Below are 26057 nucleotides of genomic sequence, written 5' to 3' on the forward strand. Positions count from 1 at the left end.
CTTTGTGCGCCGCAGCGATTGCATCCCGAGCCCCAAGCTCAGGCCGGCACATGCCGGACAACGGCGTGAGAATGCACACCGGCCAGCCCTGCCCGGGCTGGCAACGTAGAGATCGAGTACTGTTTTATGACAACATGGACGCTGGCAGAACGTGCTGCCAAGATGAATTCCTCCGCCATCCGCGAGATCCTCAAGCTGACCGACCGCCCCGGCATCATCAGCATGGCTGGCGGCCTGCCTTCCCCCAAGGCCTTCCCCCTGGACGCGTTCACCGAAGCCTGCCAGACCGTGATGCAGCGTGACGGCGCCGCGGCCCTGCAGTACTCGACCACCGAGGGCTTTGCCCCGCTGCGCCAGGCGATTGCCGACTTCCTGCCCTGGAACGTCGATCCCGAGCAGATCCTGATCACCACCGGCAGCCAGCAGGCGCTGGACCTGATCGGCAAGGTGTTCCTGGACAAGGGCAGCCGTCTGCTGGTCGAAAAGCCCACCTACCTGGGCGCCCTGCAGGCCTTCACCCCCATGGAGCCCGTGGCCGTGGGCGTGGACAGCGATGACGAAGGCATGCTGATCGACGATTTCGCCAAGCAGATCGGCAGCGGCGCCGACAAGGCCCGTCTGGCCTATGTGCTGCCCAATTTCCAGAACCCCACCGGCCGCACCATGAGCGATGCGCGCCGCCAGGCTCTGGTCGACAAGGCCAGGGAGCTGGACATTCCCCTGATCGAGGACAACCCCTACGGCGACCTCTGGTACGAACAGGAGCCTCCCCTGCCCCTGGCTGCACGCAACCCCGAGGGCGTGATCTACATGGGCTCGTTCTCCAAGGTGCTTGCCCCGGGCCTGCGCATCGGCTTCATCGTCGCGCCCAAGTCCGTCTACGGCAAGCTGACCCAGGCCAAGCAGGCCGCCGACCTGCACACCCCCAGCTTCAATCAGCGCGTAGTGGCCGAAGTCATCAAGGACGGCTTCCTGGACCGCCATGTGCCCACCATCCGAGCCATGTACAAGGCTCAGCGCGATGTGATGCTGATGGCTCTGGAGCGCGAGATGGCCGGCCTCGACGTGAAGTGGACACGCCCCGTGGGCGGCATGTTCCTCTGGGTCAAGCTGCCTGCGGGCATGGACGCCCAGGCCCTGCTGGCCAAGGCCGTGGAGCGCAATATGGCTTTTGTGCCCGGCGCCCCCTTCTACGCCGGCGATGCGCAGAACAACACGCTGCGCCTGTCGTACGTGACAGTGTCTGCCGAGCAGATCAATATTGGCATTGCTGCTCTGGCTGACGCCATCCGCAGCAACACCCCCTGAGGCGCTGACGCGCCTTCCCCCTCTCTCGTCGGGAGGGGAACGACGCCATCGCCGCAAGGCGGCTCTTGCTCGGCGTCTCTAACACCCCATGGCATGTGCAATGCCCCATCAACCGGCCTGCCACGAACCTCCGTGCAGCGCCGGTTTTTCTTTTTGCCGACAATCGCTGCCCATGTCTGCCTCCGCACATACCAGCCCTCTCTCTCGTCCCTATATGACCGTGGACGTATTCACGACCACCGCGCTGCTCGGCAACCCCGTGGCCGTGGCACTGGGTGCCGACGGCTTGAGCGAGGCCCAGATGCAGGCCTTCGCGCGCTGGACCAATCTGTCGGAAACCACTTTTGTGCTGCAGCCCACGCCCGAGGGGCTGGCTGCGGGCGCCGACTACCGGCTGCGCATCTTCACGCCCGCGGGCGAGCTGGCTTTTGCCGGCCACCCCACGCTGGGCAGCTGCCATGCCTGGCTGGCCCAGGGCGGCCAGCCGCGCAACCCCGAGCAGGTACTGCAGGAGTGCCAAAAAGGCCTGGTAGCCATTGGCTGCAATGCACAAGGCGCTCTTTTTTTCGAAGCACCCTCACTCGACTCCCAGGAGATTTCCGAAGAGGAGCTGGCACCCGTGCTGCAGGCCCTGGGCCTGCAGCGGGAACAATTGCTGATGGCGCGTAGCCTCTACAACGGCTCGCCCTGGCTGGGAATGCTGCTCGACCACCCCGATACGGTTCTGAGTGTGGAGCCAGACTTTGGAGCACTCAAAAAGCTGGGGGCCAAAGCAGGTCTGGCGGCCATTTATGAGGTGGAAGAGGATGCCCCGCTGATTGGCCGCTCCAGCCGCGAGGCCCGCGCTTTTGCCAAGCAGGCGGAAGAAGCAGCTCAAGAAAAAGTGACCCTAGCCCAGCCACGCCTTGAAGTGCGCGCTCTGATAGGCGAGACCGCCAGCGAAGACCCTGTCACCGGCAGCCTGAATGCTGCACTGGCCCAATGGCTGACCGGCGAGGGTCTGCTGCAGACGCCCTATATCGCCGCACAAGGCGTATGCGTGGGCCGTGACGGACAGGTTCATGTCCAGACCGCCGCCAACGGCAAGCTCTGGGTGGGCGGCCATACCGTGACCGTCACATCAGGCCGCGTCCTGCTTTAGACCTCAGAGCCGGCTCAGAGCTGGGCCGGCGTCATCCTGCAGATCTGGTCGGCCATGGTTTCGGCCTCCTGCGCGTTGTGCGTGACCAGAATCGCCGTCTGCCCGGTGGCCCGCAGAATGTCGCGGACCTCCAGCGTCAGGCGCTCGCGCGTGGCGGCATCAAGATTGGAAAATGGCTCATCGAGCAGCAGCAAGGCCGGGGACGGCGCCAGGGCGCGGGCCAGCGCCACACGCTGCTGCTGACCGCCGGACAGTTCGTGCGGGAACTTGCTACCTGAATTCGCCAGCCCCACCACGGCAAGCAGCTCCTGCACACGTTTGTCGCGCTCTGGCTTGCCCATCCGACGCAGGCCGAAGCCCACGTTCTGCACTGCCGTCAAATGCGGGAACAGGCCGTATTCCTGAAACATCATGCCCACATGGCGCTGCTCGGGAGGCAGATGCGTGCCGGGGCCGGAGAGCAATACCTCGCCCAGATGAATGCTTCCCGCGCGCACCGGCTCAAAACCCGCAATCGCTCGCAGCACGGAGGTCTTGCCGCAGCCCGAGGGCCCCAGCAGGCTGGCGATATGACCTGCAGGCACCTGCAGATCAAAGCCCTGCAGCACGGTGTGCAAGCCCTTGGGCGTGTCATAGCCCAGTTGCAGCTGCGCAATTTGTAGAGAGGCGGTCATGCAATCACTTCATCACGACTTACGCAAAACGGGTTCATGCAAGACAACTGCCTCAAAAGGCCGGCCATTGTTGCATTCTTGTTTGCGTAAGTCCTATTCATATTCAATAGCTGCTTGCGTAATACCCATAGGCGCCGCAGCCCATCTTCATGCTTATTCATCGCTGCCCACCCGACAGCTGCGTGCGCGCCAGCAGCATGACGGGAACCAGCCCCGCGACCACAATGCACAGCGCGGCGATCGCGCCCTCCTCATAGGTGCCGCGCGCGGCTTCCGCATAGAGCCAGGTGGCCAGGGTGTCGAAATCGGCCGGGCGCAGCAGCAAGGTGGCGGGCAGCTCCTTCATGGCGTCGACAAACACCAGCATGGCACTGGTGGCCATGGCGGGCCGCAGCAGCGGCAGATGCACGCGGCGCAGCGTGCCCAGGCGGCTTTCGCCCAGCAGACGCGATGCCTGCTCCAGCGTCGGCGGAATACGGGCCAGTCCGGCCTCGATGCCGCCCACGGGCATGACCAGAAAGCGAATCACGCAGGCAGCCACCAACACAATGCCCTGCCCCATCAGCGGCAGGCCGTTCATACCAAACAGTTGGGCCAGCCCGGCGTCGAACGCCAGCGCAGGCGTCAGCAGGCCGATGGCCAGCACCGTGCCCGGCACGGCGTAGCCCAGCGCCGCCAACTGCGCGGGCCAGCGTGACGGCGCTCGCGTGCTGATGCCTGTGCGCGTGGCCCAGGCCACGACAAGACCCGCGGCCACCGCGATCACGGTCACGCCCAGTGCCAAACCCAACGTGTTGAGCAGACTGGATACCAGGCCCTCGGACACGCCAGAGCCCTGCACCAGACGCTTGCCGCTTTCCCAGGCCAGATAGGCCGCTGGCGCAGCAAAGCCGATCAGCACCGGCAGACTGCAGGCCAGTGTTGCCAGCCAGGCCCTGCCCGCGGGCAGGCGGTGCGGCGCTATGGCCCGCATGCGCTGGGCCGAGCCAAAGCGCTGACGACTGCGCCCCTGACGCTCCAGCCAGACCAGGGCCACCACGGCCAGCAGCATGGAGCAGGCAATCTGCGCGGCACCAGCCAGATCGGAGCGCGTGACCCAGGTGGTGTAGATCGACACCGTGAGCGTGTGCACGCCCAGAAACTCGGACGCACCGATATCGTTGAGTGTCTCCAGCAGCGCCAGGCTCAGACCCACAACCAGCGCCGGTCGCGCCATGGGCAGGGCCACGCGCCAAAAAGCACCCCAGCGGGTCTCACCGAGCGAGCGTGCAGCCTCCATCAGATGCGCCGGCTGGGTCATGAACATGGAGCGCGCCGTCATGTACACATAGGGGTAGAGCGTGAAGCCCAGCACGAAGATCGCACCGCCCATGGAGCGAAGATCGGGCAGGCGCCACTGACGCGGGCTGTCGTACCCCAGCAACCAGCGCAGCGCGCCTTGCACCGGGCCTATGGGGTGAAGCAGGTCCAGATAGGCAAAGGCCACGATATAGGCCGGCATGGCCAGCGGCAGCAGCAGTGCCCAGTGCAGCCAGCGCCGCCCCGGAAAATCACAGGCCGTCACCAGCCAGGCACAGCCCGTGCCCACCACCAGCACCACCAGGCCCACCCCGCCCAGCAGCCAGGCCGTATTGGCTGCGGCATCGGGCAGCACATAGCGCAGCAGATCCTGCCAGTGCGCCCAGTCCGCCCCCAGCGCCAGCCAGGCCAGCGAGGCAATGGGCGCAAACACCCCCAGCGCAATCAACCAGCTTGCGCCCTGCCACACCGGCCCAACGGGCCTGAGCCCTGAACGAAGATAAGAAAACATCAAAAAATCAAAAAGGAAACGGCCCTTGGACAGGCATGCTCCATCAAAGGAACACCGAGCAAGAGCCGCCTCGCAGCGAAGGTGTTGTCCCCCTCCCGCGAAGCGAGAGAGGGGGAAGGCGCATCAGCGCCTCAGGGGACTACTTATTTATCAAACCCCACCTTGTCGACCAGCACGCTGGCAGCCTTGCGGTGCTTGGCAATCTCGGTCAGCGGCAGCGGATCGATCTTGATCTCGCCGATGCTCTGGGCCACCACGGGGTCCAGCGCCACGCCCTTGCGCACAGGGTGCTCGTAGTTGGCCTGAGCGTACATATTCTGGGCCGGTTCGGAGACCAGGAACTCCAGCAGCTTCACGGCCTGATCGCGGTTGGGCGCGTGCTTGGCCACCGAGGCGCCGCTGATATTGATATGCGTGCCGCTCTTGGGATCGTTGAAAGTAGGCTTGACGACCTTGATGGCATCACCCCACTTGCGTGCGTCCGTACCTTCCTTGGCCGCCTTCATATGGCCCACGTAATAAGTGTTGGCCAGGCCCACATCGCAGATGCCGCCCAGAATGTCACGCGCCACGTCGCGGTCACCACCTGTGGCCTTGCGTGCCAGATTGGCCTTGACGCCCTTGAGCCACTGCTCGGTCTTGGCCTCGCCGTCATGGGCAATCATGGCGGCAATCAGCGCCGTGTTGTAGGGGTGCTGGCCGGCACGGCTGCAGACCTTGCCCTTGAACTGCGGCTTGGCCAGGTCTTCATAGCGGAAGGCGCCGATCTTCATGTCCTTTTCGGCATACAGCACGCGGGCCCGCATGGACAGCGCAAACCACTGATTGTCTGCGGCACGCAGCTGGGCAGGAATGGCGGCTTCCAGAATGCTGGACTTGACTGGCTGGGTCACGCCACCGTCCACCAGATCCAGCAGATTGCCGATATCCACCGTCATCAGCACATCGGCAGGCGAGCGCTGGCCTTCGGCCTTGACGCGCTCCAGCAGGCCGTCCTTGACGAAGACCGTCTTCACGCCGATCTTGGTCTGGGCCGTGAAGGCCGCCAGCAAGGGCTGGATCAGTGCCGGTTCACGGGTGGTATAGAGCGTGATGTCCTCGGCGTGGGCGGACAGCGCAGGGGCGCACAGGCTGGCAACGGCGGCCAGTGCAAACAGGGGTCGTCGAAACATGGAGGGCTCCAGAAGGTGAACAGGCATAAAAAACACGCTCCGCCTCGAAACCGACAAGCCTCCTGCCAGCCAAGTGCAGGAGATCCGTGAACCAGTACCGAAAGCGGAGCGTGTTGTTATGTTTTTGAGAATCGCTCTCAACTATCTTAACCGAGCAGCATGCTCTGCCCGTGCGTCAATCCTGACGACGGTTGCGGAAATGCCAGCCCGTGCGCTGTCGCGCAAGCGCCAGCAGGTCGCAGGCATGACAGCGCCGCAAGCGGGCAAGGCCCAACATCCGCGCCATGGGAAACCTCTACCTTGTGCGCCATGGCCAGGCCTCGTTTGGCGCGGATGATTACGACCAGCTCAGCCCACGCGGCCAGGAACAGGCGGTGCGTCTGGGTGAATACTGGCGTGAGCGAGGTCTGAAGTTCGACGCCGTCTATGCAGGCACGCTCAAGCGCCATCAGCAGACGCTGGCCGGCATAGTCCAGGGCCTGGGCAGCGCTTCCAGCCCCGAGGCACAAAGCCGGCCCGGACTCAACGAGTACGACAGCGAAGCCCTGCTGCGCGCCATCCATCCTGCCCCTCTGCCCAGGCCTGATACGCCCGAGCTGTACCGCCATCATTTCCGCCTGCTGTGCGACGCGCTGGCGCAATGGATGGGAGGCACCATCAGCCCGGTCGGCATGCCTGACTGGAACGGGTTTGCGGATGGAGTGCACCAGGTGCTCGAGGAGATACGCCACCAGCACAGCGGCCAGAACGTGCTGCTGGTCAGCAGCGGCGGCCCCATCTCCGCGGCCGTGGGCCAGGTGCTTGGAACCGCGCCCGAGGTAACCATCGCCCTCAATATGCGGCTGCGCAATATTGCCGTGACCGAATTCAGCATCAGCCCCAAGCGGCTGATGCTGCAAAGCTTCAATACGCTCAATCATTTGGATGGGCTCGAGTACAGAGACTGGGTCACCGCAGCCTGATCACCCACGACCCCGGCGCAGGCAAACACAAGCTGCTACAAGTCCTGCATGGACTCCATCTTTCTCAGCCTTGGCAATACGGCGCTGACGCTTGACATAGGCGCGCAGCAGCACCGGCTGCCCATCGGCATTGCCACCCTGGTCAAGGCCTTTGCCCAGCGCATGCCCAATGCGCTGATGCTGGAAAACGCGATTGCCGATGTCGAGGATGCCGTCATGCCGGCCGGGCGCTGGCTGCCTGCAGGCGCCAGTCTGCTGCAAACGACAGCCCCGCTGCTGCGGCAATTGATCCACAGTGCCACAGCCGACCCGCAAGCCACTCAGGCGTCACGCGAGGCCATCGAGAACCTGTTCGAGCTGCTGGCGCGCCAGGCCCAGCAGCCCGGCCATGCCGACCCGCAGCTGCCGCAGACCCCCGAGCATGCAGCCGCCCTGCTGATAGTGCGCGAGGTCATGCATCACTGGGGACTGGATACCCTGCAAGCAAGCGGTAACTAGCCATACCTGTGCGGCATAGCAGACAGAACGCTTTGCGGCTGCCTCCGGGCATCTTTCGGCGGCACACTCTTGGGATAAAAGTTTCAGACAGAAGGACAAGCATGAAACGCCGCAGTTTTACCCAATCCCTGATCAGTGCCGCAGCGGGGGCTGCCCTGCTGAGCGGATTTGCCGCCACCGCCCAGGCCGAAGGCCTGTCCAACCGACCCATCCGCATCGTCGTTCCCTTCGGAGCCGGCGGCGTGGCCGATGTGACGGCCCGTGTGGTGGCGCAGCAGCTGTCCACCCAGCTCGGCCAGCCCGTGGTCATAGACAACAAGCCCAGCGCGGGCGGTATCGTGGCGGCCGACACCGTGGCCAAGGCGGCGCCCGACGGCCATACGCTGTTTCTCATGTCCAACGGCAGCGCCGTCACGGTGAACCTGTTCAACAATCTGCCCTTCGACATGGTCAAGGACCTGACGCCCATCTCCACGCTGGGCTACTTCGACATCGGCGTCATCACCGATGCCAAATCGCCCTTCAAGAACCTGGGCGAACTCGTGAGCTATGCCAAGGCCAATCCCGGCAAGCTGAACCTGGGCAGCATCAACGTGGGCAGCACCCAGCACCTGGCGGCCGAGCTGTTCAAGACCACGGCCGGCATCGATGCTCAGATCGTGCCCTTCAACGGCACCCCCGCCGTGGTGACCGCGCTGCGCGGCAAGCAGATCGATGCGGCCGTGGAAATTCTCACACCCATCATGGGCCAGATCAATTCCAAAGCCGTGAACCTGCTCGCGGTGACGGGCGAGAAGCGCTCGCCGCTGCTGCCCAATGTGCCCACGGCCCAGGAATCCGGCGTCAAGGGCTTTGTGGCCTCGTCCTGGAATGCACTGGCGGCACCCTCCAAGACACCCGCCCCCGTGATCGCGCGTCTGAACAAGGAAATCAACGCCGCCGTCAACAACCCCGAGGTCGCCAAGAAGCTGCGCGAACTGAATGTGCAGGCCCAGGCCAGCACGCCAGAGCAGACCGCCAAGCTGCTGCAATCGGAAATCAAGCGCTGGGGCGATGTGATTGCTCAGGCAAAAATACCGAAGCAATGACAGCGAGGACTATGCTTTCAGTAGCTTCTAGCGATTGAGAGCATTGATTTTCAAAACAAAACAGCCTGCAAATGCAGGCTGTTCTTGTGTAAGAAGCTCCTGAATTCAAAGCGGCTGCGGCTGGTTTCCCACCGTGCTCAGGGGCAGGTCATGAATCTCGCTCAGCAGCCTGACCAGGCCCTCGGCCGATGAATGCACCATGGCCGCGCCGCGCTCGGCCGTCGCGGCGGCGGAGTTGCCCACGGCTCCGGCCGGGTTGTAGTCCTCGATCGCCCAGCCCAGCTTGGCACTGCGGCCATTGCCGATGAAGTGGTATTTACCGGCCCGCAACTCCGAGCTGGAGGCGAAGTTCTGCGCACGCTCCATATGCACGGTCTCGGGTGCCAGGTGCAGCATCATCGATGTCTCCACTTCGCCGCCGTGAATACCGAAGCGATGCTCATGCGCGCAGAACTGCTGGTTGGCCGCGTCGTCCACCAGCCCGAACCAGCTGGCGCTGTAGACCAGCAGGCCATGCTTGATGCGCAGCTCGCGCGCAACGATGTCCATCACGCTGACCTGGCCGCCATGACCGTTGAGCAGCAGCAGCTTCCTGATGCCGGCGCGCGCCACGCAGGCGCCCAGCTCCGTCCACAGCGCGATCAGCGTGGCCGGCTGCAGGCTCAAGGTGCCCGCATAGTGCGTATGCTCGACCGAAAAGCCGATATTCTGCGCCGGCAGAAACAGCACCGGCAGCTCGGCGGGCAGTTGCGCCAGAGCAGCATCGATGACGCCCTCTATCAGGCTGGCATCCACCGACAGCGGCAGATGCGGCCCATGCTGCTCCACCGCCGCCACGGGCAGCACGGCCACGGTATCGGCGGCCAGACCATTGCTCTGGGCCAGGGCAAAGTCATGGGCCGAGGCCTGCGCCCAGAAGCGTGACGGCCAGCGGGGAAGCGCGCTTGCGGGAGTGGTCGGTGTATTGCTCATGGCCATCATCGTAGCTGCGCCAGCGCCCCAAAACCACCTCCTGCCCTGGATTCCGGGCCCACCGCCCGTCAACCGCAACCGGCCGACATGCCCCACAATGGGCCGATGCCTGAAGCCTCCGCCAGCGCCCCGCGCCAGAGTACGCGCACCGCCAACTCCAAGCCCCAGACCCGCGACCTGACCCAGGGCCCGATTGCCAGCACCTTGCTGGTCTTTGCCCTGCCGATCCTGGCCGGCAATGTGCTGCAGTCGCTCAACGGCTCGGTCAATGCCATCTGGGTCGGCGGCCACCTGGGAGAGGCCGCTCTGACGGCCACCGCCAATGCCAACAACGTGATGTTTGCGCTGATCGGCGCGGTGTTCGGCATCAGCATGGCAACCAATATCCTGATCGCCCAGAGCATGGGATCGAAAAACATCGCGCAGGCCAAACGTGTGCTTGGCACCAGCGCTACGTTTTTTGGTGTTGTCTCGCTGCTGATTGCCGTGCTGGGCTGGCCGCTGTCGCGCCATCTCATGCAATGGATGAGCACGCCCGAGGCGGCTTTGCCGCTGGCCGAGGCCTATCTCCGGATCATCTTTCTGGCCATTCCGCTGCTGTTCATGTTCAGCTTTGTGACGGCGGCCCTGCGCGGCGCGGGAGACACCCGAACGCCGTTCTGGTTTCTGCTCGTCGTCGTGGCGCTGGACATGGCGCTCAACCCTCTGCTGATCTTTGGCTGGGGGCCGGTACCGCGCATGGGCATCCAGGGCTCGGCAGTGGCCACGCTGATTGCCAATGCCGTGAGCTTTTTTGCCCTGCTGGGCTGGCTGCGCCTGCGCCGCCATCCCTTGTGGATAGGTCGCCGGCAGCTGGGGCTGTTCAAGCCCGATCTGACAATTGTGCGCACTCTGGTGGTCAAGGGCCTGCCCATGGGCGTGCAGATCGTGATGATCTCGCTGGCCATGATCGCCATGATCTCCATGGTCAACGAGCATGGCGTGCAGACGGCATCAGCCTATAGCGCAGCGCTGCAGCTGTGGACCTATGTGCAGATGCCGGCCATGGCCATAGGCGCAGCCTGTTCGTCCATGGCTGCGCAGAACGTGGGAGCAGGGCTCTGGAGGCGTGTCAGCGCCACGGCCAATGCAGGCATGCTGGGCAATCTCTTGATGACGGGCAGCCTGATCGTCCTCATCGTGCTGCTGGACCGTCATGTGCTGGGCTGGTTTCTGCCCGGCGGCAGCCCCTCACTGGAGGTGGCCCGCCATCTCAACCACATTGCCATAGGCTCCTTCCTCTTCTTCGGCGTGACCTTTGTGCTGGCCGGCGTGGTGCGCTCCACGGGGGCCGTGATGGCGCCGGTGCTCATCCTGGCAATTGCCATGTGGGGCATACGCGTGCCCGTGGCGCGCTGGCTGCAACCCGTGATGGGCGTGGATGCCATCTGGTGGAGCTTTCCCATCAGCTCCGTCTGCTCCATGCTGATGATGCTGGCCTACTACCGCTGGGGCAACTGGCGCCAGGCGCACATGCTGCCGGCTGCAGCCCAGGCCCCGGTACAGCCCGCAGGGACGGAGGAGCAGGCCCAGACGGCAGAGGAACTCCAAGCACAGCCCCCCGTGGACAGCGATGCGCTGATGGCCAGTGCCGAGCCCTGCAAGCGCATCGCCATCCCGGCCGAGGTGGGCGGGCAGCCGCCCAGCTCCGTCGCCAACCTGGCCGCGGAGGCCGGATCTGCTTCGCGCGAAGCTAGCCCAGGGTGATGCCTGTTTCCTTGACGATGCGCTTCCAGCGCTCATGGTCGGCGGCAATGAGCCGACCGAACTCCTGGGGCGTGCTGCGCCGCGGCATGTAGTTGTAGCCGGCAAGCCTGGCCAGCACATCAGGCATCTGCATGATCTTGTCCATCTGCTGGGCCAGATAGCCCACGATGTCCTGAGGCGTACCTTTGGGAGCCAGCAGCCCCGACCAGGAATTGAAATCCATGCCCGCTATGCCCAGCTCGCGCAGCGTGGGCAGCTGCGCAAAGGCCGGTACACGCTGGGGCAGCAGCACGGCCAGGGCCTTGACCTTGCCAGCGCGAATCATCTCCACCGAGGTGAAGGAGTCGAACGAGAAGTCCACCTCGCCCGCCACCACGGCCTGCATCTGCGGGCCCGTGCCCTTGTACTGGGCATTCACGATGCCCGGTGCCTCGATCACTTTCTTGAACTGCTCGGTGATCAGCGAAATCATGCTGCTGCCCGAGGAGGCGCTCAGCGGCTTGCCCTGCTTGGCCATGGCCGTCAGCTCCTGCATGCTGTTGACGGGCAGGTCCTTGCGCGCAATCACCACAAAGCCCACATCGCACAGATGGCTGATGGGCTCGAAGCTGGCCAGCGCCTCGTAGCCGGTCTTGTAGAGCACTGGGCTCAGGGTCTGCGCTCCCGCCGTGTTCATCAGCAAGGTATAGCCGTCGGGTGCTGCGCGGGCCGCCAGCTCGGAGCCTATGACGCCGTTGGCGCCACTCTTGTTGTCGACCACGAAGGACTGGCCCGCAAGTTCACCCAACTTCTGCATGGTCAGCCGGGCCACGACGTCGGTGGTGCCACCGGCCGGAAACGGCACGATGACTCGTACCGGCTTGTCCGGATAGCCGGGCGCAGCGGCCGCATGCCAGGGCAGCGCGGTGGCAGCACAGGCAGCCGAGGTGGCAAGAAAGCGGCGGCGTGAAGTATTCACCATAATGCTTGTCTCCTGTAATTGCCCGGAAACGGACTCCTGCGACCGGCTCCGGCTGCGGGCTGTTTGAGCCTTGTAGGCCGAACCATGATGGAGTCCGCCCGCGCCTTCTGTCCAATACCATGCGCCTATGCAAGCATTGGTTTTGCCAATCGGCCGCCCCCGTGCAGGGAACCAAAAACACCGCTCCAGACTCCCACCGTCCGCCATGTCTTCTCAAGCCCTTTCCCTGACCACCGGACCCCGCCGCCTCTCTCAGCGCCTTTCACTCTGGCTGATGCTGGCGCTGGCCGTCTGGGCCTGTGCTTTTGCCACCGGCGCTGGCGCGCAGATCCTGCTCAAAAATGCGGCTTCGGGTGCCGCCACCGTGCAGACGCCGCGCGTGCAGGCCGAGCTGGTGGCCCAGGCCCCCGAGGGCATCGTCGCCGGCCAGGTCTTCTGGCTGGGGTTGAAGATCAGCCATCAACCCGAATGGCATACCTATTGGAAAAATGCTGGCGATTCGGGCCTACCCACCGTGCTGCAGTGGCAACTGCCTCCGGGCCTGGAGGCCGGCCCCATCGCCTGGCCGCTGCCTCATGCGCTGCGCGTGGGGCCCCTGGTCAACTATGGCTATGAGGACACGGTGCTGCTGCCCGTGCCCATCAAGGTCGCTGCCGACTTCAAGGCACCGGTCTCTGGCGTAGTGGACCTGGGCCTGGCCGCCGAATGGCTGGTCTGCCGCGTGGAATGCATTCCCGAGTCCGGTAACTTCCAGCTGCAGATCCCCGTTCAGGGCAGCAGCGCCCCTCACAGCCAGGCCTTTGTGCAGGCACAGGCCGGCCAGCCCCAGGCGCTAAGCCAGGGCGGCCAGGCCCTTGTCGAGTCCGGCAAGGCCGAAGGCACGAACCTGCCCGACGACCGAGTGACGCTGCGCATACCCGGACTGCCGGCCAGCCTCAAGGGCAAGACACTGGAGTTCTATCCCGAGAATGCCGACACCTTCAAACATGCCGCAGAGTCGGGCAAGGACTGGACGCAGCACTGGGACGGAGAGGTCTGGGTGGGCGAGAACATGCCGATGTCCGATATGCGCGGCGAAACCGCGGCGCAACTGGCCGTGGTGCTGGCCCTGCCGCCTGCTGAGCGCGCTGCCGCGCTGGAGCGCGGCGAAAGCGCTGGCTGGCGCAGCGAACTGACCGTGCAGGGCCGATGGAGCGCCCCCGCACTGGCTGGCGTATCGCCGGCCCTGGCTGCGGCGCTGGAGGCCAACAAGACCGCTTCACAGCCCGTACTGGCAGGCAATACGGCCAGTGCAGGCAGCCTCTGGGCGGCCCTTCTGGGCGGCCTGATCGGCGGCCTGATCCTCAATCTCATGCCCTGTGTGTTTCCCGTACTGGCCATCAAGGTGCTGGGCTTTGCGGGCCATGGCCAGAACCGCCAGGCCCAGAAACTGGGCGGCCTGGCCTATACCGCCGGCGTGGTGCTGTCCTTTGTGGCACTCGGCGCACTGCTGCTGGGCCTGCGCGCGGCGGGCCAGCAGCTGGGCTGGGGCTTCCAGCTGCAGTCACCCGTGGTGGTGTCGCTGCTGGCAGCGCTGTTCACCGTGCTGGGGCTGAATCTGGCCGGACTGTTCGAATTCGGCAGCCTGCTGCCCAGCCGCATTGCCAGCGCCCAGGCACGCAACCCGGTGCTGGACTCCTTTCTCTCCGGCGTGCTGGCCGTGGCGATTGCCTCGCCTTGCACGGCGCCCTTCATGGGGGCCTCGCTGGGCTTTGCCATCGATATGCCTGCGGCGCAGGCACTGACGGTGTTTGCCGCACTCGGCGTCGGCATGGCCCTGCCCTATCTGCTGGCCAGCTTCGTGCCTTCCGTCGTGGGCTGGCTGCCGCGGCCCGGCCCCTGGATGCAGACCTTCCGCCACGCCATGGCTTTCCCCATGTTTGCCACTGTGGTCTGGCTGGTCTGGGTGTTGGGCCATCAGGGCGGCATGGATGCCGCTGCGGCCCTGCTGGCCCTGCTGCTGGTGCTGGCCGCGCTGATCTGGGCCCTGGGCCTGCGCGGCAAGAGCCGCATCAGCCTCGGCGCTCTCGCCCTGCTGCTGGCCGCTGGCGTGGCCTATTACGCCCTGCCGCTGATCAAGGCCGAGCCTGCGGGCCAGGCTCAAACACAGGCCGGCGAACTCTGGCAACCCTGGTCGGCAGACAAGGTTCAGTCTGCCCATGCCTCGGGCCAGCCGGTGTTTGTGGACTTCACGGCCGCTTGGTGCGTGACCTGCCAGGTCAACAAGCGCACCACGCTCAGCAATGCCGAGGTGCTTGCTGCCTTTGCGCAGCACCAGGTGCAGCTGCTGCGCGCCGACTGGACACGCCAAGATCCGGCCATCACCCAGGCACTGCAATCGCTGGGGCGCAGCGGCGTCCCCGTCTACGTGCTGTACCTGCCCGGCAAGCAGCCTGTGGTGCTGAGCGAGCTGCTCTCCAAAAGCGAGGTGCTTGACGCACTCAAACAGATCTAGGCCATTACCGTGCGCAAAGCATGACGCAATTCAGGCTGTCTCCACTTCCTCGTGCAGGCAGAGGTAGTTACCCTCGGTGTCCTTGAACCAGGCGGCTTTCTCGGACCCCAGCACGCAGACATGGTTGACGGTCTTGAAGTCGGGGAAGTCGTAGTCCTCAAACACCACACCCCGGCTTTTCAGTTCCCGAATGCTGGCAGCGATATCGGGCACCCGAAAGCTGATGGCCGTGTGCTCGGCCTTGGTACCGCCAGGCTTTGGAAACAGGGCCAGCGCACTGCCGCCAACCAGGTAGACAAACTTTCCATCGGGCCGCAGCTCTCCTGGCTGCAGACCCAGGCTTTCTTCGTAGAAAGCACGAGCACGCGCCATATCCATTACCGGCAGCATCGTCGTCACAGCAGAATGGCTCAGCATAAGAACTCCTTTGCCCGGCGCTGCGGGTTCATGGCCCTGAGTCGAGCGGATCAAGCTTAGCCCCAGGGGTTGGCAGATGCCAGCCCCGGCAAGCTCAATGAACCTGGCGCAATCAACTTTACGACTGGGCACATCGGCCTCGCCTTGGAGTGGAGCGCGACTTCAAGCAGGCGCATAGTGCCTATGGCACAAACCAGGCAAAAGCTCTAGACTGGAACTGCCCACAAGCCAGGCGCAACCGCAGTTTCCAGCCTTTGCCAGCCTTGCACGCGTTGACCACTGCGAACTGCCTGAACTGCACAGGAGGTAAGCCATGCATGCCAACCTTATCCACCAGCCGTCTCACAAACGTCTTTGCTTGTTGCGTGCACTGGCGCTGGCCAGCCTGGCAATCGCCGGTCTGGCCCTGCCCTTTGCCTGGGACGTCCTGGCCAGCATCAACAGCATGCCCAAGATGCACTGGTTGCAACAGGCACTGGCGCAGGCTCCTGCCTTCAGTTGGCTGATGATGTTTGTCTGGGGCGGAGCCATACCGCTGGTCTTGCTCAAGAACATGGACCAGACGCCGTCACACAAGCTTCGCACCACGGTGGTGATGCTGGTCCTGATGTGGATCGCCGTCACCTGGTATGTGCACATGCCGGCCAGCAATCAGTGCAGCGCGCTTTATGGGTCCTGGGATTGGGCCTGCTCGGTTCTGCAATGGGGCTACAGCATGAGTCTGGTGCTGTCCATTGCAGCCTATGCCTTCCTCATGCTGGGCCTGATGGTTACGGCGCTGGGCCTGTTTGCCGAAGGCCTGGAAGATGAGCCCAGCCACGCGGCATGACCCGTCCCGCCATCAAAAAAGCCTGTGGCATGGCCACAGGCTTTTTACTTGCTGCTCTCGCCTCAGGCCTTCATGCGCCCGAACAGTCGGCGGTAGCGTGAGGGTAGATCCTGCATGCGCATCATGATGGGCAGATCGGCCGTATTGAAGTCGCTGTCCCAGGCCGGCGCACCCAGCACCTTGGCACCGGCACGCAGATAGCCCTGGATCAGCGCTGGCGGCTCGACCTTCAACGCATCTGCCGAGACATTGCTGATATGCGCCAACTCCTCGGGCAGGGCTACTCGGGGGCGCACCTGCAACTCGGGCTCGGCCAGATGGCTCTGGCGCAGTTGCTGCCAGATGCGTGCCGGACCTTCGCCATGGGCCAGGCCCGGGTACTGCATGGGAATGCTGGCGCAGCCCACCATGGCCTCGAGCCGGTTGCGCTGCATGAATTCGGCCAACGCCCCCCAGAGCGCCAGAATCACGCCGCCCTGGCGATGCTCCGCATGCACGCAGCTGCGCCCCAGCTCGACCATCTGTGCCCGCCAGGCGTTGATGGGCGAGAGATCGAATTCCTGATCGCTGTACAAACCGCCGGCGCGCTGGGCCTGGGCGGGGGTCAGCAGACGGTAGGTGCCGATCACCTTGTTCTGCTCTTCATCGCAGACCATCAGATGCTCGCAGAAATCGTCAAAGACATCGATGTCATGACCTGCCACGGGGGTCTGCAGCACAGCGCCCATTTCTTCGGCAAAGATCTGATAGCGCAGGCGCTGGGCCTGGCGAACCTCGTCCAGATGCCGGGCCCAGCGCACCTGCAGGCGCAAAGCGGGCGCGGCAGGATGCACGGGACTGGCGGGACGATGGGAAAGCGAGGGAGCCGATGATGATGTCGTCGCGATGCTCTGGCCATTCAGCGCATCAAGAATCTCGGGATGCCTCATGTCTGCTTTCCTCCGGTGTTGGACGCAGTTGGCGGCCTGCCTGTGCCACACGGTGTGTCTGCGTGGCGTCATTGTGGAAAACGCAGATGAAGCCCGCGCGACATTTGGATGACGGTTGCATGACAAACCATGGCAGCCGCCATCCCTGCACAGAGAGCTGAATTGCCGCTCGGGATTGTGGTGAATGGGAAAGCCGGAGTGGGCGACAATCGGCATATGAGTTTCGCCCCCCTGACCAATGACACCTTCCTGCGCGCATGCCGTCGCCAGGCTACTGACTACACGCCCCTGTGGCTGATGCGCCAGGCGGGACGCTACCTGCCCGAGTACAAGGCCACCCGCGCCAAGGCCGGCAGCTTCATGGGCCTGGCCACCAATGTGGACTACGCCACCGAGGTGACCCTGCAGCCGCTGGATCGCTTCCCGCTGGACGCTGCCATTCTGTTCAGCGACATCCTGACCGTGCCCGACGCCATGGGCCTGGGCCTGTCGTTCGCCGAAGGCGAAGGTCCGCGCTTTGCCAAGGTGGTGCGCGACGAGGCCGCCGTGGCCGAGCTGGCCGTGCCCGACATGGACAAGCTGCGCTATGTGTTTGACGCCGTCACCAATATCCGCAAGGTGCTCAATGGCCGTGTACCGCTGATCGGCTTCTCGGGCAGCCCCTGGACTCTGGCCTGCTACATGACCGAGGGCAAGGGCAGCGATGACTACCGTACCGTCAAGTCGCTGATGTACTCGCGCCCCGACCTGATGCACCGCATCCTGGAAGTCAACGCCGACAGCGTGGCGGCCTACCTGAACGCCCAGATCGATGCCGGCGCACAGGCCGTGATGATTTTTGACAGCTGGGGCGGCGTGCTGGCCGACGGTGCTTTCCAGGAGTTCAGCCTCGCCTATACCAAGCGCGTGCTGGCTCAGCTCAAGCGCACCGGCGTGGACGGCAGCGACGTGCCCCGCATCGTCTTCACCAAGGGCGGTGGCATCTGGCTGCCCGACATGAAGGACATCGACTGCGAAGTGCTGGGTCTGGACTGGACTGCCAATCTGGGCAAGGCGCGCGCCATCGTGGGCGGCGAGATCGGCGGCCCCGGCAAGGCGCTGCAGGGCAATATCGACCCGAATGTGCTGTTTGCCGCACCCGAGCAGGTCGCCGCCCAGGCGCGTGCCGTGCTGGACAGCTTTGGCAAGCCCCATACCGACAAGAGCACCACCGGCCCCACCCACATCTTCAATCTGGGTCACGGCATCAGCCAGTTCACCCCGCCCGAACATGTGGCCGCGCTGGTCGAAGCTGTGCACAGCCACTCGCGCCTGCTGCGCACAAAGGGCTGATTCCCCCCTGCAACAACTGCCTTCCCAGGCATTTGTTGCAGAGCAACGGGCCCCAATCACCCGATAAGATCAAATGGTTATTGAACGACAATTGCCGGCCTGAGATGCAGCAAAGCGGCAGCAAATCATTGATTTCAAATCACTAAATCTCAGACCCTGAAAAATTCGGCGCCAGCAGTGCTTGGCGCTTTTTTATTTTTTCATCCACCTTGGCATCGATTGACGGAAGTTATCCACATATGAATGCTTCAAGATAACTGCATGCCTCATGGCTGCTGGCTCTAGTGCTATTTTTTGAGAAGTTAAGGACTTTGCACAGCGGTTTGGAAGCATTTAGGTTTAGGGAGCTTCTCGGTTGACAGTGACTCGCCGCCTGATTTATGCACAGATATGGCGATGCAGACTCCCTGCCAACACTCCGTCGAAGCAAGCTCATCATCGCCTCATGAATACATATAAGTCTTTGTTTTAAATAAATTAATTATTCAACCGCTCAGCCATCCTGCCGGCTTGCAAACACGAACAGGACTTGCTCAGGCCTTTCGCGCATATTGTTTCTCACAAAGTTATCCACAGAACGCAAAGCCTTTGCAGGCCTCAAAATCTGCTATAGCTCTGAGGAACCGCGGCCTCTGCAGCGCCTTCCCCCGATCCAACTCCATGTCCCATATCGTTTACGTTGCCGTCCAGACCCCTGCCCACAGCGCCGTAGGTGATCTGTTGAGCTACGTTAGCGATGCATGGCTGGAGCCCGGCAGCTTGGCGCGCGTTCCTCTGGGAAAAAGAGAGTTGCTGGGTGTGGTCTGGGATACGCCCGCCGCCCCCGAAGCCATTCCAGACGGGGTGGAACTGCGCAGCATTGCCGGCCTGCTGCAGGGCATAGAACCGCTGAACCAGGCCTGGCGACGCCTGGTGGCTTTTGCCGCGCACTATTACCAGCGCAGCTTGGGCGAGATCGCCGTCACCGCCTTGCCGCCTCAATTGCGCGATATGTCGCCCGAACAACTGGCGCGGCGGCTGACTCCGTCCAAGACAGCCAAGACGCCAGCCGGCAAGCGCAAGAAGACACAAGTCGCTGAAGCAGCACAAGCGAGCACCGAGACGATGGCTCACACGCAGGACGCCAGCAGCGCAACGCCTTTGCTCGCCCTCAGTGCCGAACAATCGGCGGTTTTTGAGCAAATTGAGCAAAACCCCGGCCCGTTCCTGCTCTACGGCAGCACTGGCAGCGGCAAGACCGAGGTTTATCTGCGTGCAGTGCAAGCCGTGCTGGATGCCAACCCGGAGGCTCAAGCCCTGGTGATGGTGCCCGAGATCAACCTCACGCCTCAGCTGGAAGAGCGATTTGTCGCCCGCTTCGTGCCTCAGTACGGCAAGGACGCCGTAGTCAGCATGCACAGCGGCATGACCAACCCGCAGCGTCTCAAAAGCTGGCTGGCCGCTCACACGGGCCGCGCCCGCATCGTGCTGGGTACGCGCATGGCTATTTTTGCCAGCGTGCCGCAACTGGCGCTGATCGTGGTCGACGAGGAGCATGACGCCAGCTACAAGCAGCAGGAAGGGGCACGCTATTCGGCACGCGATCTGGCCATCTGGCGCGGGCGCGATACCGGCGCCAAGGTCATTCTGGGCAGCGCCACACCGTCGCTGGAGAGCTGGCATGCCTCGGAACCCGATGTCGGCCGCTACCTGCGCCTGCATATGCCCAGCCGTATCGGCGCGGCCAGCATTGGCGCGGCCGGCTCAGGCGCGGCCAGCCTTCCCAGGGTGAGAATGGTGGACATGGGCCAGCAACCCAAACGCGCCGTGTTCTCGCCGCCGCTGATCGAGGCCATCACCGAGCGCGTCAAACGCGGCGAGCAAAGCCTGATTCTGCTCAACCGCCGCGGCTTTGCCCCCGTGCTGTTCTGCGCCGACTGCAACTGGAAGAGCGACTGCCCCCATTGCAGCGCTCACCAGGTCTTTCACAAGGGCGACCGCACGCTGCGCTGCCACCACTGCGGCTTTACCCAGCGTGTGCCGTTTGCCTGCCCCAACTGCGGCAACCCCGACATCCTGCCGCTGGGCAAGGGCACGGAGCAGTTGCAGGAAGAGCTGGAGCGGCTGCTGCGCAATGTGCAGCGCCCCGACGGCAATCCGGCCCGCGTGGCGCGCATCGACGCCGACACCACCAAGGCCAAGGGCAGCCTGGAGCAGCAACTGGCCCAGGTGCATGCCGGCGATGTGGATGTGCTGGTAGGCACCCAGATGGTGGCCAAGGGCCATGACTTTCGGCGCATCACGCTGGTGGCGGCCGTGCAACCCGACAGCGCGCTGTACTCCAGCGACTATCGCGCCCCGGAGCGGCTGTTCTGCCTGCTGATGCAGGCCGCCGGGCGTGCCGGACGCGACGCGCAATATGTGCAGGCACAGGGCAGCCATCCGGAAATGTGGATTCAAAGCCACGACCCGCAAAACGCCGTCTACACCGCACTGCGCAAGCATGACTACCCGGCGTTTGCCAGGCAGCAGCTCAAGGAACGGCTGGATGCCGGCATGCCGCCCTATGCCTTTCAGGCCATAGTCCGGGCCGATGCACGCACCCAGGAAGCCGCCCAGGCCTTTCTGAATGCCGCCACCCAGGTCGCCAAAGAGGCCAAGCTGCCTTATCTGGACGAAGTGTTCATCTACCCGCCCATCCCCATGGCGGTGCAGCGCGTGGCCAATGTGGAGCGTGCCCAGATGCTGCTGGAAGCCGGCAACCGCAGCGCCCTGCTGCGCTTTCTGAATGCCTGGCAGCAGTATCTGCACTGGCTGCGCACTCTGCCCGAGCACAGGCCGCTGGTGCGCTGGCTGGTGGATGTGGATCCGCTCAGCATTTAAAGTCGTCTGAAGTTTAAGGTTTTTAGCTCTTTAGCCCTTTACCCATAAGCGCTGACAGCTATCAATTTATATAAACCGCAGGCGCTTGGCAAATCCATCGGGATTTGCGCGAATGGGCAAGCCGGCATGGCTATTGCATGGTGTGAAGCTCGGCTCCACAAGAGGCCGTTTCATTCAATCACGGAGCACTACTTCATGCAAAAACAAGTCTTCCGCCAGTCCTTGCTGGCCGCCACCATTGCCGTTCTGGGCGTTCTGTCCGCCCCCGGCGCAGCCCTGGCGCAGGATGCATCGCCTGCGGCCGCGCAGGCGGCCAAGGCACAGGCAGCCAAGCCCAATGTGGTGGTGCTGGCCACGGGCGGCACGATTGCGGGTGCCGGTGCCTCGACCGTCAACAGTGCTACCTACACGGCCGCCAAGGTACCTGTGGACAAGCTGCTGGCCGGCCTGCCCGAGCTGGCCCAGATCGCCAATGTGCGCGGCGAGCAGGTGTTCCAGATCGCTTCCGAGAGCTTCACCAACGACAATCTGCTGACCCTGGCCAAGCGCGTCTCGCAACTGGCCAAGCAGTCCGATGTGGACGGCATCGTCATCACCCACGGCACGGACACGCTGGCCGAGACGGCCTACTTCCTGAGCCTGACCGTGCACACCGACAAGCCCATTGCCGTGGTCGGCAGCATGCGTCCGGGCACGGCCCTGTCCGCCGATGGCGCACTGAACCTGGTCAATGCCGTCAGCGTGGCTGGCTCCAAGGACGCCAGGGGCAAGGGCGTCTTCGTCACCATGAATGACGAGATCAACACCGCCCGCGATGTGAACAAGGACATCAATATCCAGACCGGTGCCTTCAAGAGCCAGTGGGGCCCGCTGGGCATGGTGGTCGAGGGCAAGAACTACTGGTTCCGCGCGCCCGTCAAGCGCCACACCATGAACTCCGAGTTCAATATCGACAACATCGACAAGCTGCCTCAGGTGGACATCGTCTATGCCTACGGCAGCGTCCAGCCCACGGCCGTGAATGCCCTGGTCGATGCCGGCGCCAAGGCCATCGTCCATGCCGGCACCGGCAATGGCTCGGTCGCCGACCGCATGGTCAAGCCGCTGCAGGATGCCCGCGGCAAGGGCGTGCTCATCGTGCGTTCGTCACGCGTGCCCTACGGCTTTGTGCTGCGCAATGCCGAGCAGCCCGACGACAAGTACGACTGGGTGGTCGCCCACGACATGCGCCCCGAAAAAGCACGCCTGCTGACCATGCTGGCGCTGACCAAGGGCGCCAACACCAAGGAACTGCAGCGGATGTTCTGGGAGTATTGATCCACCCCTGAGCCGCTTCGCGGCTTCCCCTCAAGGGGACGGCAGCCTTTGCTGCGAGGCGGCTCTTGCTGGCTGCCTCTCTCGGGGCATGCCTGATTTGAGATTCAGGATACAAACAGCGGTTTGCGCAGGCTGGTCTTGCGCAAACCGCTATTTTTTTCTGATCAGGTCATCAGCGCCACGGCAGCGGAGAAGCTGAGAAAGGCCAGGCTGGTCGAGACCAGGATGATGCGGGCCACGCGGCCGCTGTGGGCGCCGTAGCGCTCGGTCAGCAGCGACACATTGCTGGCGGACGGTAGGGCTGCCAGCAGCACCAGCACCACCAGGGTTTCGTGCTGAAGCCCCAAGCCCATGGAGATTGCGGCCAATCCGACGGCCCAGACCAGCAGCGGATGGACGACCAGTTTGGCCAGCGCGATCGGTACATAGTCGCGCGCTGCCACGCGCTCATGGCTGTTCATCTGCGAGCGCGCCAGCACCGCGCCTATGGTGAACAAGGCCACCGGCGAAGCCGCTGCAGCCAGCATGGACACGGTCTTGTCCACCGGGCCGGGCAATACCCAACCCATGGCGGATGCCAGGCCGCCCAGCAGAATCGACCAGGGCATGGGGTTGGACGCCATGCCCTTGAGCGAATTGCGCACTGCCAGCCAGATTCCTTGCCCTCCCGCCAGATCGAGCCGCGACAGCGCAATGCAGGCCGAGGTGGTGAGGACCATGTCGATGGCCATGGTCACGATCACCGGCCCCGCACTCTGCGCGCCCAGCAGCGCCGCCAGCATGGGGACGCCCATGAAGCCGGTGTTCGGAAAAGCAGCGACCAGTGCACCGAATGCGGCATCGTTCCAGCCCAGGCGTGCGTGGGTCAGCAGCACGGTCGCCCCCACCATCAGCACCGCACAGAGCAGATAGACCAGGGTGACGTTGATGTCGAGCAGCTGATGAATCGGTGTCTGCGCGCCAAAGCGGTACAGCATGCAAGGCAGCGCGAAGTACAGCACAAAGGCATTGAGGCCGGGGATGGACGCCTGGGGCAGGATGCCGCGCCATGTGGCGACAAAGCCGCAAGCCACCAGGGCAAAGAAGGGAAAGGTGATGAGTAGAACGGACAACACGCACAAATTGTGACAGCGCCCGGCTCCAGCCCTCTCACGGCCTTCGATGAAAATTTTTCAGTGCAGACCTATCCAAAAACAAAGCCTGCGCAAGGCAGGCTGCTGTGACAGGTACAAGGACAGCGCGTCAGAGCTTGAGTTCCTTTTCCACATCTGCAGTCTTGCGACGCGCCAGCGCCAGGTTGGCACGAGCCTTGTCCAGCACCAGATAGAAGAACACGCCGTCATTGGCGGCCACGGGACGGATGATGTGATATTGCTTGCCCAGAGTGATCAGTATGTCGTCGATCTGGTCGTTGAGATTGAGCATGCGCATGGTCTTGATCTTGGCACGCACGACCTCGGTGTTGCCGGCCGCGGCCAGCTCCATGTCCACGCCGCCGCCTACGCTGCCCATCAGCATGCCGCTGGCGCTGTCCACGAGGGCGCCGCAGACAGCACCGTCTGCGGTCATCAGAGCGTTCAGAGAATCCTGGATAGAGGCCATAAATCCACCTTTTGAAAAAGCAAGACAAGGAACTCGTGCGCCAGATGCGCACCCACTCAGACTCAGAACTCCAGTGAACCTGTGATCAAGAGGGCAGGTACCCTGTGGCAACCTCGCCAGCCGCCCAGAGCGCGCGACCCAGCAAGGCGTTCTGATCCACCACCAGACAGAGAACAGCCGGGAAGGAGCCGTTCACCGCCTGGAAGACCACCGTACCCGACTCCGTCTCGAAAGTCAGGCGCTTGCAATCCTTGTGTCCGATCTCATTGGCCACGGCCTTGGCCATGGCCATGAGCGAGCCCGCCATGGCCGACAGTCGTTCGGTCGGCAGATCGCTGCGAATGCGCAGCGCTGAAATCTCGAAACCGTCAGGGGTACAGAGCAAGGCGATGTGGACGCCCGCCACCGGGGCCACCACACGCGCCAGGATTTCCTGACCTGCCTCCACGGCATGTGGCGGAATCACGAGGGAGGTATGGGTCTTCATAGAGTCTGACTTTGCAAGGAGAGCAGCGATGCCAGCACGCTCAGGGCATCCAGCATCTGCTGGCGATCACGTGGATCAGCCTCAACAAGCGGGGTGAGGTCATGGCCTTTGGCAACCAGGGCGGAGCTGAATGCCTCCAGCCTTGCTCCGCTGGCGGGACGGCAACTGAGAATGACCATCAAAGGTGCCTGGTCCAGCTCTGCGATCCCCGTCAGCATCTCGCAGGCGTAGTCCACCGCGCCCGCATCGTTGACGTCCACCATCAGCAGCGCTCCCACCGATGCAGAAAGCACCCAGCGGCGCACGAAATCGAATCGATCCTGACCGGGGCTGCCTACCAGCTGCAGTCGCTCGCCAGAGCCCAGATCGATCTCGCCAAACTCCGCACCGACCGTGGTGAACTCCTTGCTGTGCGTCGCCTTGTCCAGGTTGCGCACATCGCTGCCTGCCATGAATTCCCCGCACAGGCTGCGCAGCGCCGTGGTCTTGCCTATGCCCATGGACCCCAGCAGACTCACCCGCAGCAGACCCTGGCCGGGCTGCATGGGCATGAAAGATGTCATGTACGTCCTCCACGGGTAATCCAGCCCGTCAGCTTGCTGAGCCATTGACGCGTCACGGAAGCGGCTGGCTGCTTCTGGGCAATTGATTTCTGCGCAGCGGAGGGTTCCCCGGAGCCGCGCAGACTACAGCGCAGGACTGCCTGAATCTGAGGCAGGGACAGCAGGGCCGATAGTTGCGACATCTCAATGCCGGCGTGCTCGGCCAGCGATCTGGCATCGATAGGCCCACGCGCGAGCAGCGCCAGCACACGCATGTTCTGCGCGCTGTTGGCGCTGCCAGGCAAGGCGACCCAGGATTTGATTTGAAAGCAATGCGTACAGTCGACTCCCCGCGACTGAAGCTCTTGCAAGGCACGCTGTAGCGACAGGGGCTCACCGGCCCTGTGCTGGGCTCTCCAGTCCATGAGGAAAACCGCGGCACGGTCGAGCATGTCGATCAGGTCGGACAGCGTGAAGTCCACATCAAGATGTACTGCCCAGCCCTGGGAAGAACGCCCCAGCGGCTGCATGGCCGGCTCGCCGCCGAGATAGACCACGCAAGGAGCTCTCGCCTCGGCCCTGGCCAGCAGGCTCTCCAGCCCTTCGATCACCAGCACTTCGGCCGCATGGCGCGGAACCTGACGCCAGCCGGAAAGCGACTTGCGCGCGGCCACGGCGAACAGCGCTTCAAAGCGCTGCTGCACGGCAGGCGTCCAAAGTTCTGCGGCCAAGCTCACTTCACCGATGGTTCTCGCCATGCACAACACCCTGAGGGTTGAGGAAAAGACAATGAATCCCTCAACCATCGAAAATTCGCTGGCGCTGTCGGGATCAAGGCCGGACACGATGCAATATTCACGCTACACAACTAACACCTTATTACAACAATTATTCAAGTAACAGGAGAGCGCACG

The 26057-nt window shown here is 63.6% G+C and carries 23 protein-coding genes; 11 read left to right on the forward strand and 12 right to left on the reverse strand.

Annotation, left to right across the window (positions count from 1 at the left end):
- Positions 1–126 precede the first annotated feature (126 nt).
- Together ACWGXF_RS08180 and ACWGXF_RS08185 are read left to right on the forward strand one after the other, a co-directional pair.
- A complete protein-coding gene (locus ACWGXF_RS08180; protein WP_039050716.1) occupies positions 127–1308 on the forward strand; it encodes an aminotransferase-like domain-containing protein in 1182 nt (393 codons plus the stop codon).
- 214 nt (positions 1309–1522) lie between these two features.
- Positions 1523–2449, forward strand: a complete 927-nt coding sequence (locus ACWGXF_RS08185; protein WP_452101856.1) for a PhzF family phenazine biosynthesis protein — start codon at positions 1523–1525, stop codon at positions 2447–2449.
- Between the two features lie 14 nt (positions 2450–2463).
- Here ACWGXF_RS08185 and ACWGXF_RS08190 read toward each other — a convergent pair whose 3' ends face one another.
- From ACWGXF_RS08190 to ACWGXF_RS08200, 3 genes are all read right to left on the reverse strand, one after another.
- The gene (locus ACWGXF_RS08190) at positions 2464–3123 is read right to left on the reverse strand and encodes an ABC transporter ATP-binding protein (RefSeq protein ID WP_003065547.1); all 660 of its coding nucleotides are present in this window, start codon (positions 3121–3123) and stop codon (positions 2464–2466) included.
- A 157-nt stretch (positions 3124–3280) separates the two neighbouring features.
- Entirely contained in the window at positions 3281–4933 is a 1653-nt protein-coding gene (locus tag ACWGXF_RS08195) for an ABC transporter permease (RefSeq protein WP_041743883.1), read from the reverse strand.
- A 143-nt stretch (positions 4934–5076) separates the two neighbouring features.
- Positions 5077–6105 carry an extracellular solute-binding protein gene (locus ACWGXF_RS08200; protein ID WP_003065551.1) on the reverse strand — a complete coding sequence of 343 codons (1029 nt, stop codon included), beginning with the start codon at positions 6103–6105 and terminating at the stop codon, positions 5077–5079.
- Between the two features lie 284 nt (positions 6106–6389).
- On the opposite strand from ACWGXF_RS08200, the gene ACWGXF_RS08205 reads away from it, so the two are divergent.
- The 3 genes from ACWGXF_RS08205 (at position 6390) to ACWGXF_RS08215 (ending at position 8653) form a co-directional block, all read left to right on the forward strand.
- On the forward strand, positions 6390–7067 hold the full coding sequence (locus ACWGXF_RS08205) for a histidine phosphatase family protein (protein WP_202788689.1): 678 nt from the start codon (positions 6390–6392) through the stop codon (positions 7065–7067).
- Positions 7068–7115: 48 nt separating this feature from the next.
- Entirely contained in the window at positions 7116–7565 is a 450-nt protein-coding gene (locus ACWGXF_RS08210) for a hypothetical protein (protein ID WP_054073259.1), read from the forward strand.
- A gap of 101 nt (positions 7566–7666) precedes the next feature.
- Entirely contained in the window at positions 7667–8653 is a 987-nt protein-coding gene (locus tag ACWGXF_RS08215; protein ID WP_012836837.1) for a Bug family tripartite tricarboxylate transporter substrate binding protein, read from the forward strand.
- A gap of 105 nt (positions 8654–8758) precedes the next feature.
- On the opposite strand, the gene ACWGXF_RS08220 is transcribed toward ACWGXF_RS08215, so the two are convergent.
- On the reverse strand, positions 8759–9634 hold the full coding sequence (locus ACWGXF_RS08220; protein WP_012836836.1) for a creatininase family protein: 876 nt from the start codon (positions 9632–9634) through the stop codon (positions 8759–8761).
- A gap of 96 nt (positions 9635–9730) precedes the next feature.
- Here ACWGXF_RS08220 and ACWGXF_RS08225 point away from each other — a divergent pair, with 96 nt between their 5' ends.
- On the forward strand, positions 9731–11371 hold the full coding sequence (locus tag ACWGXF_RS08225) for an MATE family efflux transporter (RefSeq protein WP_256629652.1): 1641 nt from the start codon (positions 9731–9733) through the stop codon (positions 11369–11371).
- Here ACWGXF_RS08225 and ACWGXF_RS08230 read toward each other — a convergent pair.
- Complete coding sequence (locus ACWGXF_RS08230; protein WP_039050725.1) at positions 11358–12332, reverse strand: Bug family tripartite tricarboxylate transporter substrate binding protein; 975 nt, start codon at positions 12330–12332, stop codon at positions 11358–11360. The two genes, ACWGXF_RS08225 and ACWGXF_RS08230, sit on opposite strands and share 14 nt — an antisense overlap.
- Before the next feature lie 205 nt (positions 12333–12537).
- Between ACWGXF_RS08230 and ACWGXF_RS08235 the strand changes: the two genes are divergently transcribed.
- Entirely contained in the window at positions 12538–14826 is a 2289-nt protein-coding gene (locus ACWGXF_RS08235; RefSeq protein ID WP_256629650.1) for a protein-disulfide reductase DsbD family protein, read from the forward strand.
- A gap of 30 nt (positions 14827–14856) precedes the next feature.
- Here ACWGXF_RS08235 and ACWGXF_RS08240 read toward each other — a convergent pair whose 3' ends face one another.
- Positions 14857–15243 (reverse strand): VOC family protein, encoded by a 387-nt coding sequence (locus ACWGXF_RS08240; protein ID WP_256629649.1) that lies wholly within the window; start codon positions 15241–15243, stop codon positions 14857–14859.
- Positions 15244–15556: 313 nt separating this feature from the next.
- Between ACWGXF_RS08240 and ACWGXF_RS08245 the strand changes: the two genes are divergently transcribed.
- Positions 15557–16072, forward strand: a complete 516-nt coding sequence (locus ACWGXF_RS08245; protein WP_003065569.1) for a hypothetical protein — start codon at positions 15557–15559, stop codon at positions 16070–16072.
- A gap of 62 nt (positions 16073–16134) precedes the next feature.
- On the opposite strand, the gene ACWGXF_RS08250 is transcribed toward ACWGXF_RS08245, so the two are convergent.
- The gene (locus tag ACWGXF_RS08250; protein ID WP_003065570.1) at positions 16135–17001 is read right to left on the reverse strand and encodes a GNAT family N-acetyltransferase; all 867 of its coding nucleotides are present in this window, start codon (positions 16999–17001) and stop codon (positions 16135–16137) included.
- Positions 17002–17217: 216 nt separating this feature from the next.
- On the opposite strand from ACWGXF_RS08250, the gene hemE reads away from it, so the two are divergent.
- The 3 genes from hemE (at position 17218) to ACWGXF_RS08265 (ending at position 22512) form a co-directional block, all read left to right on the forward strand.
- Positions 17218–18333, forward strand: coding sequence for a uroporphyrinogen decarboxylase (gene hemE, locus ACWGXF_RS08255; RefSeq protein WP_003065572.1), 1116 nt, complete (start codon positions 17218–17220; stop codon positions 18331–18333).
- Positions 18334–18993: 660 nt separating this feature from the next.
- Complete coding sequence (gene priA / locus ACWGXF_RS08260; protein WP_256629648.1) at positions 18994–21195, forward strand: replication restart helicase PriA; 2202 nt, start codon at positions 18994–18996, stop codon at positions 21193–21195.
- A 195-nt stretch (positions 21196–21390) separates the two neighbouring features.
- The gene (locus tag ACWGXF_RS08265; protein WP_003065578.1) at positions 21391–22512 is read left to right on the forward strand and encodes an asparaginase; all 1122 of its coding nucleotides are present in this window, start codon (positions 21391–21393) and stop codon (positions 22510–22512) included.
- Between the two features lie 164 nt (positions 22513–22676).
- Here the strand turns inward: ACWGXF_RS08265 and ACWGXF_RS08270 are convergent, their stop codons facing one another.
- The 5 genes from ACWGXF_RS08270 to ACWGXF_RS08290 form a co-directional block, all read right to left on the reverse strand.
- Entirely contained in the window at positions 22677–23627 is a 951-nt protein-coding gene (locus ACWGXF_RS08270) for an AEC family transporter (protein WP_012836828.1), read from the reverse strand.
- 127 nt (positions 23628–23754) lie between these two features.
- Positions 23755–24114, reverse strand: coding sequence for a hypothetical protein (locus ACWGXF_RS08275; protein ID WP_003065585.1), 360 nt, complete (start codon positions 24112–24114; stop codon positions 23755–23757).
- Between the two features lie 85 nt (positions 24115–24199).
- Positions 24200–24601 carry a roadblock/LC7 domain-containing protein gene (locus ACWGXF_RS08280; protein WP_012836827.1) on the reverse strand — a complete coding sequence of 134 codons (402 nt, stop codon included), beginning with the start codon at positions 24599–24601 and terminating at the stop codon, positions 24200–24202.
- Positions 24598–25164, reverse strand: a complete 567-nt coding sequence (locus ACWGXF_RS08285) for a GTP-binding protein (protein ID WP_452101832.1) — start codon at positions 25162–25164, stop codon at positions 24598–24600. The genes ACWGXF_RS08280 and ACWGXF_RS08285 overlap by 4 nt, the downstream gene beginning before the upstream one ends.
- Positions 25161–25949: a hypothetical protein gene (locus tag ACWGXF_RS08290; protein WP_256631299.1), complete on the reverse strand. Its 789-nt coding sequence runs from the start codon at positions 25947–25949 to the stop codon at positions 25161–25163. The genes ACWGXF_RS08285 and ACWGXF_RS08290 overlap by 4 nt, the downstream gene beginning before the upstream one ends.
- Positions 25950–26057 lie beyond the last annotated feature (108 nt).

The organism is Comamonas sp. HJ-2, assembly GCF_053615495.1.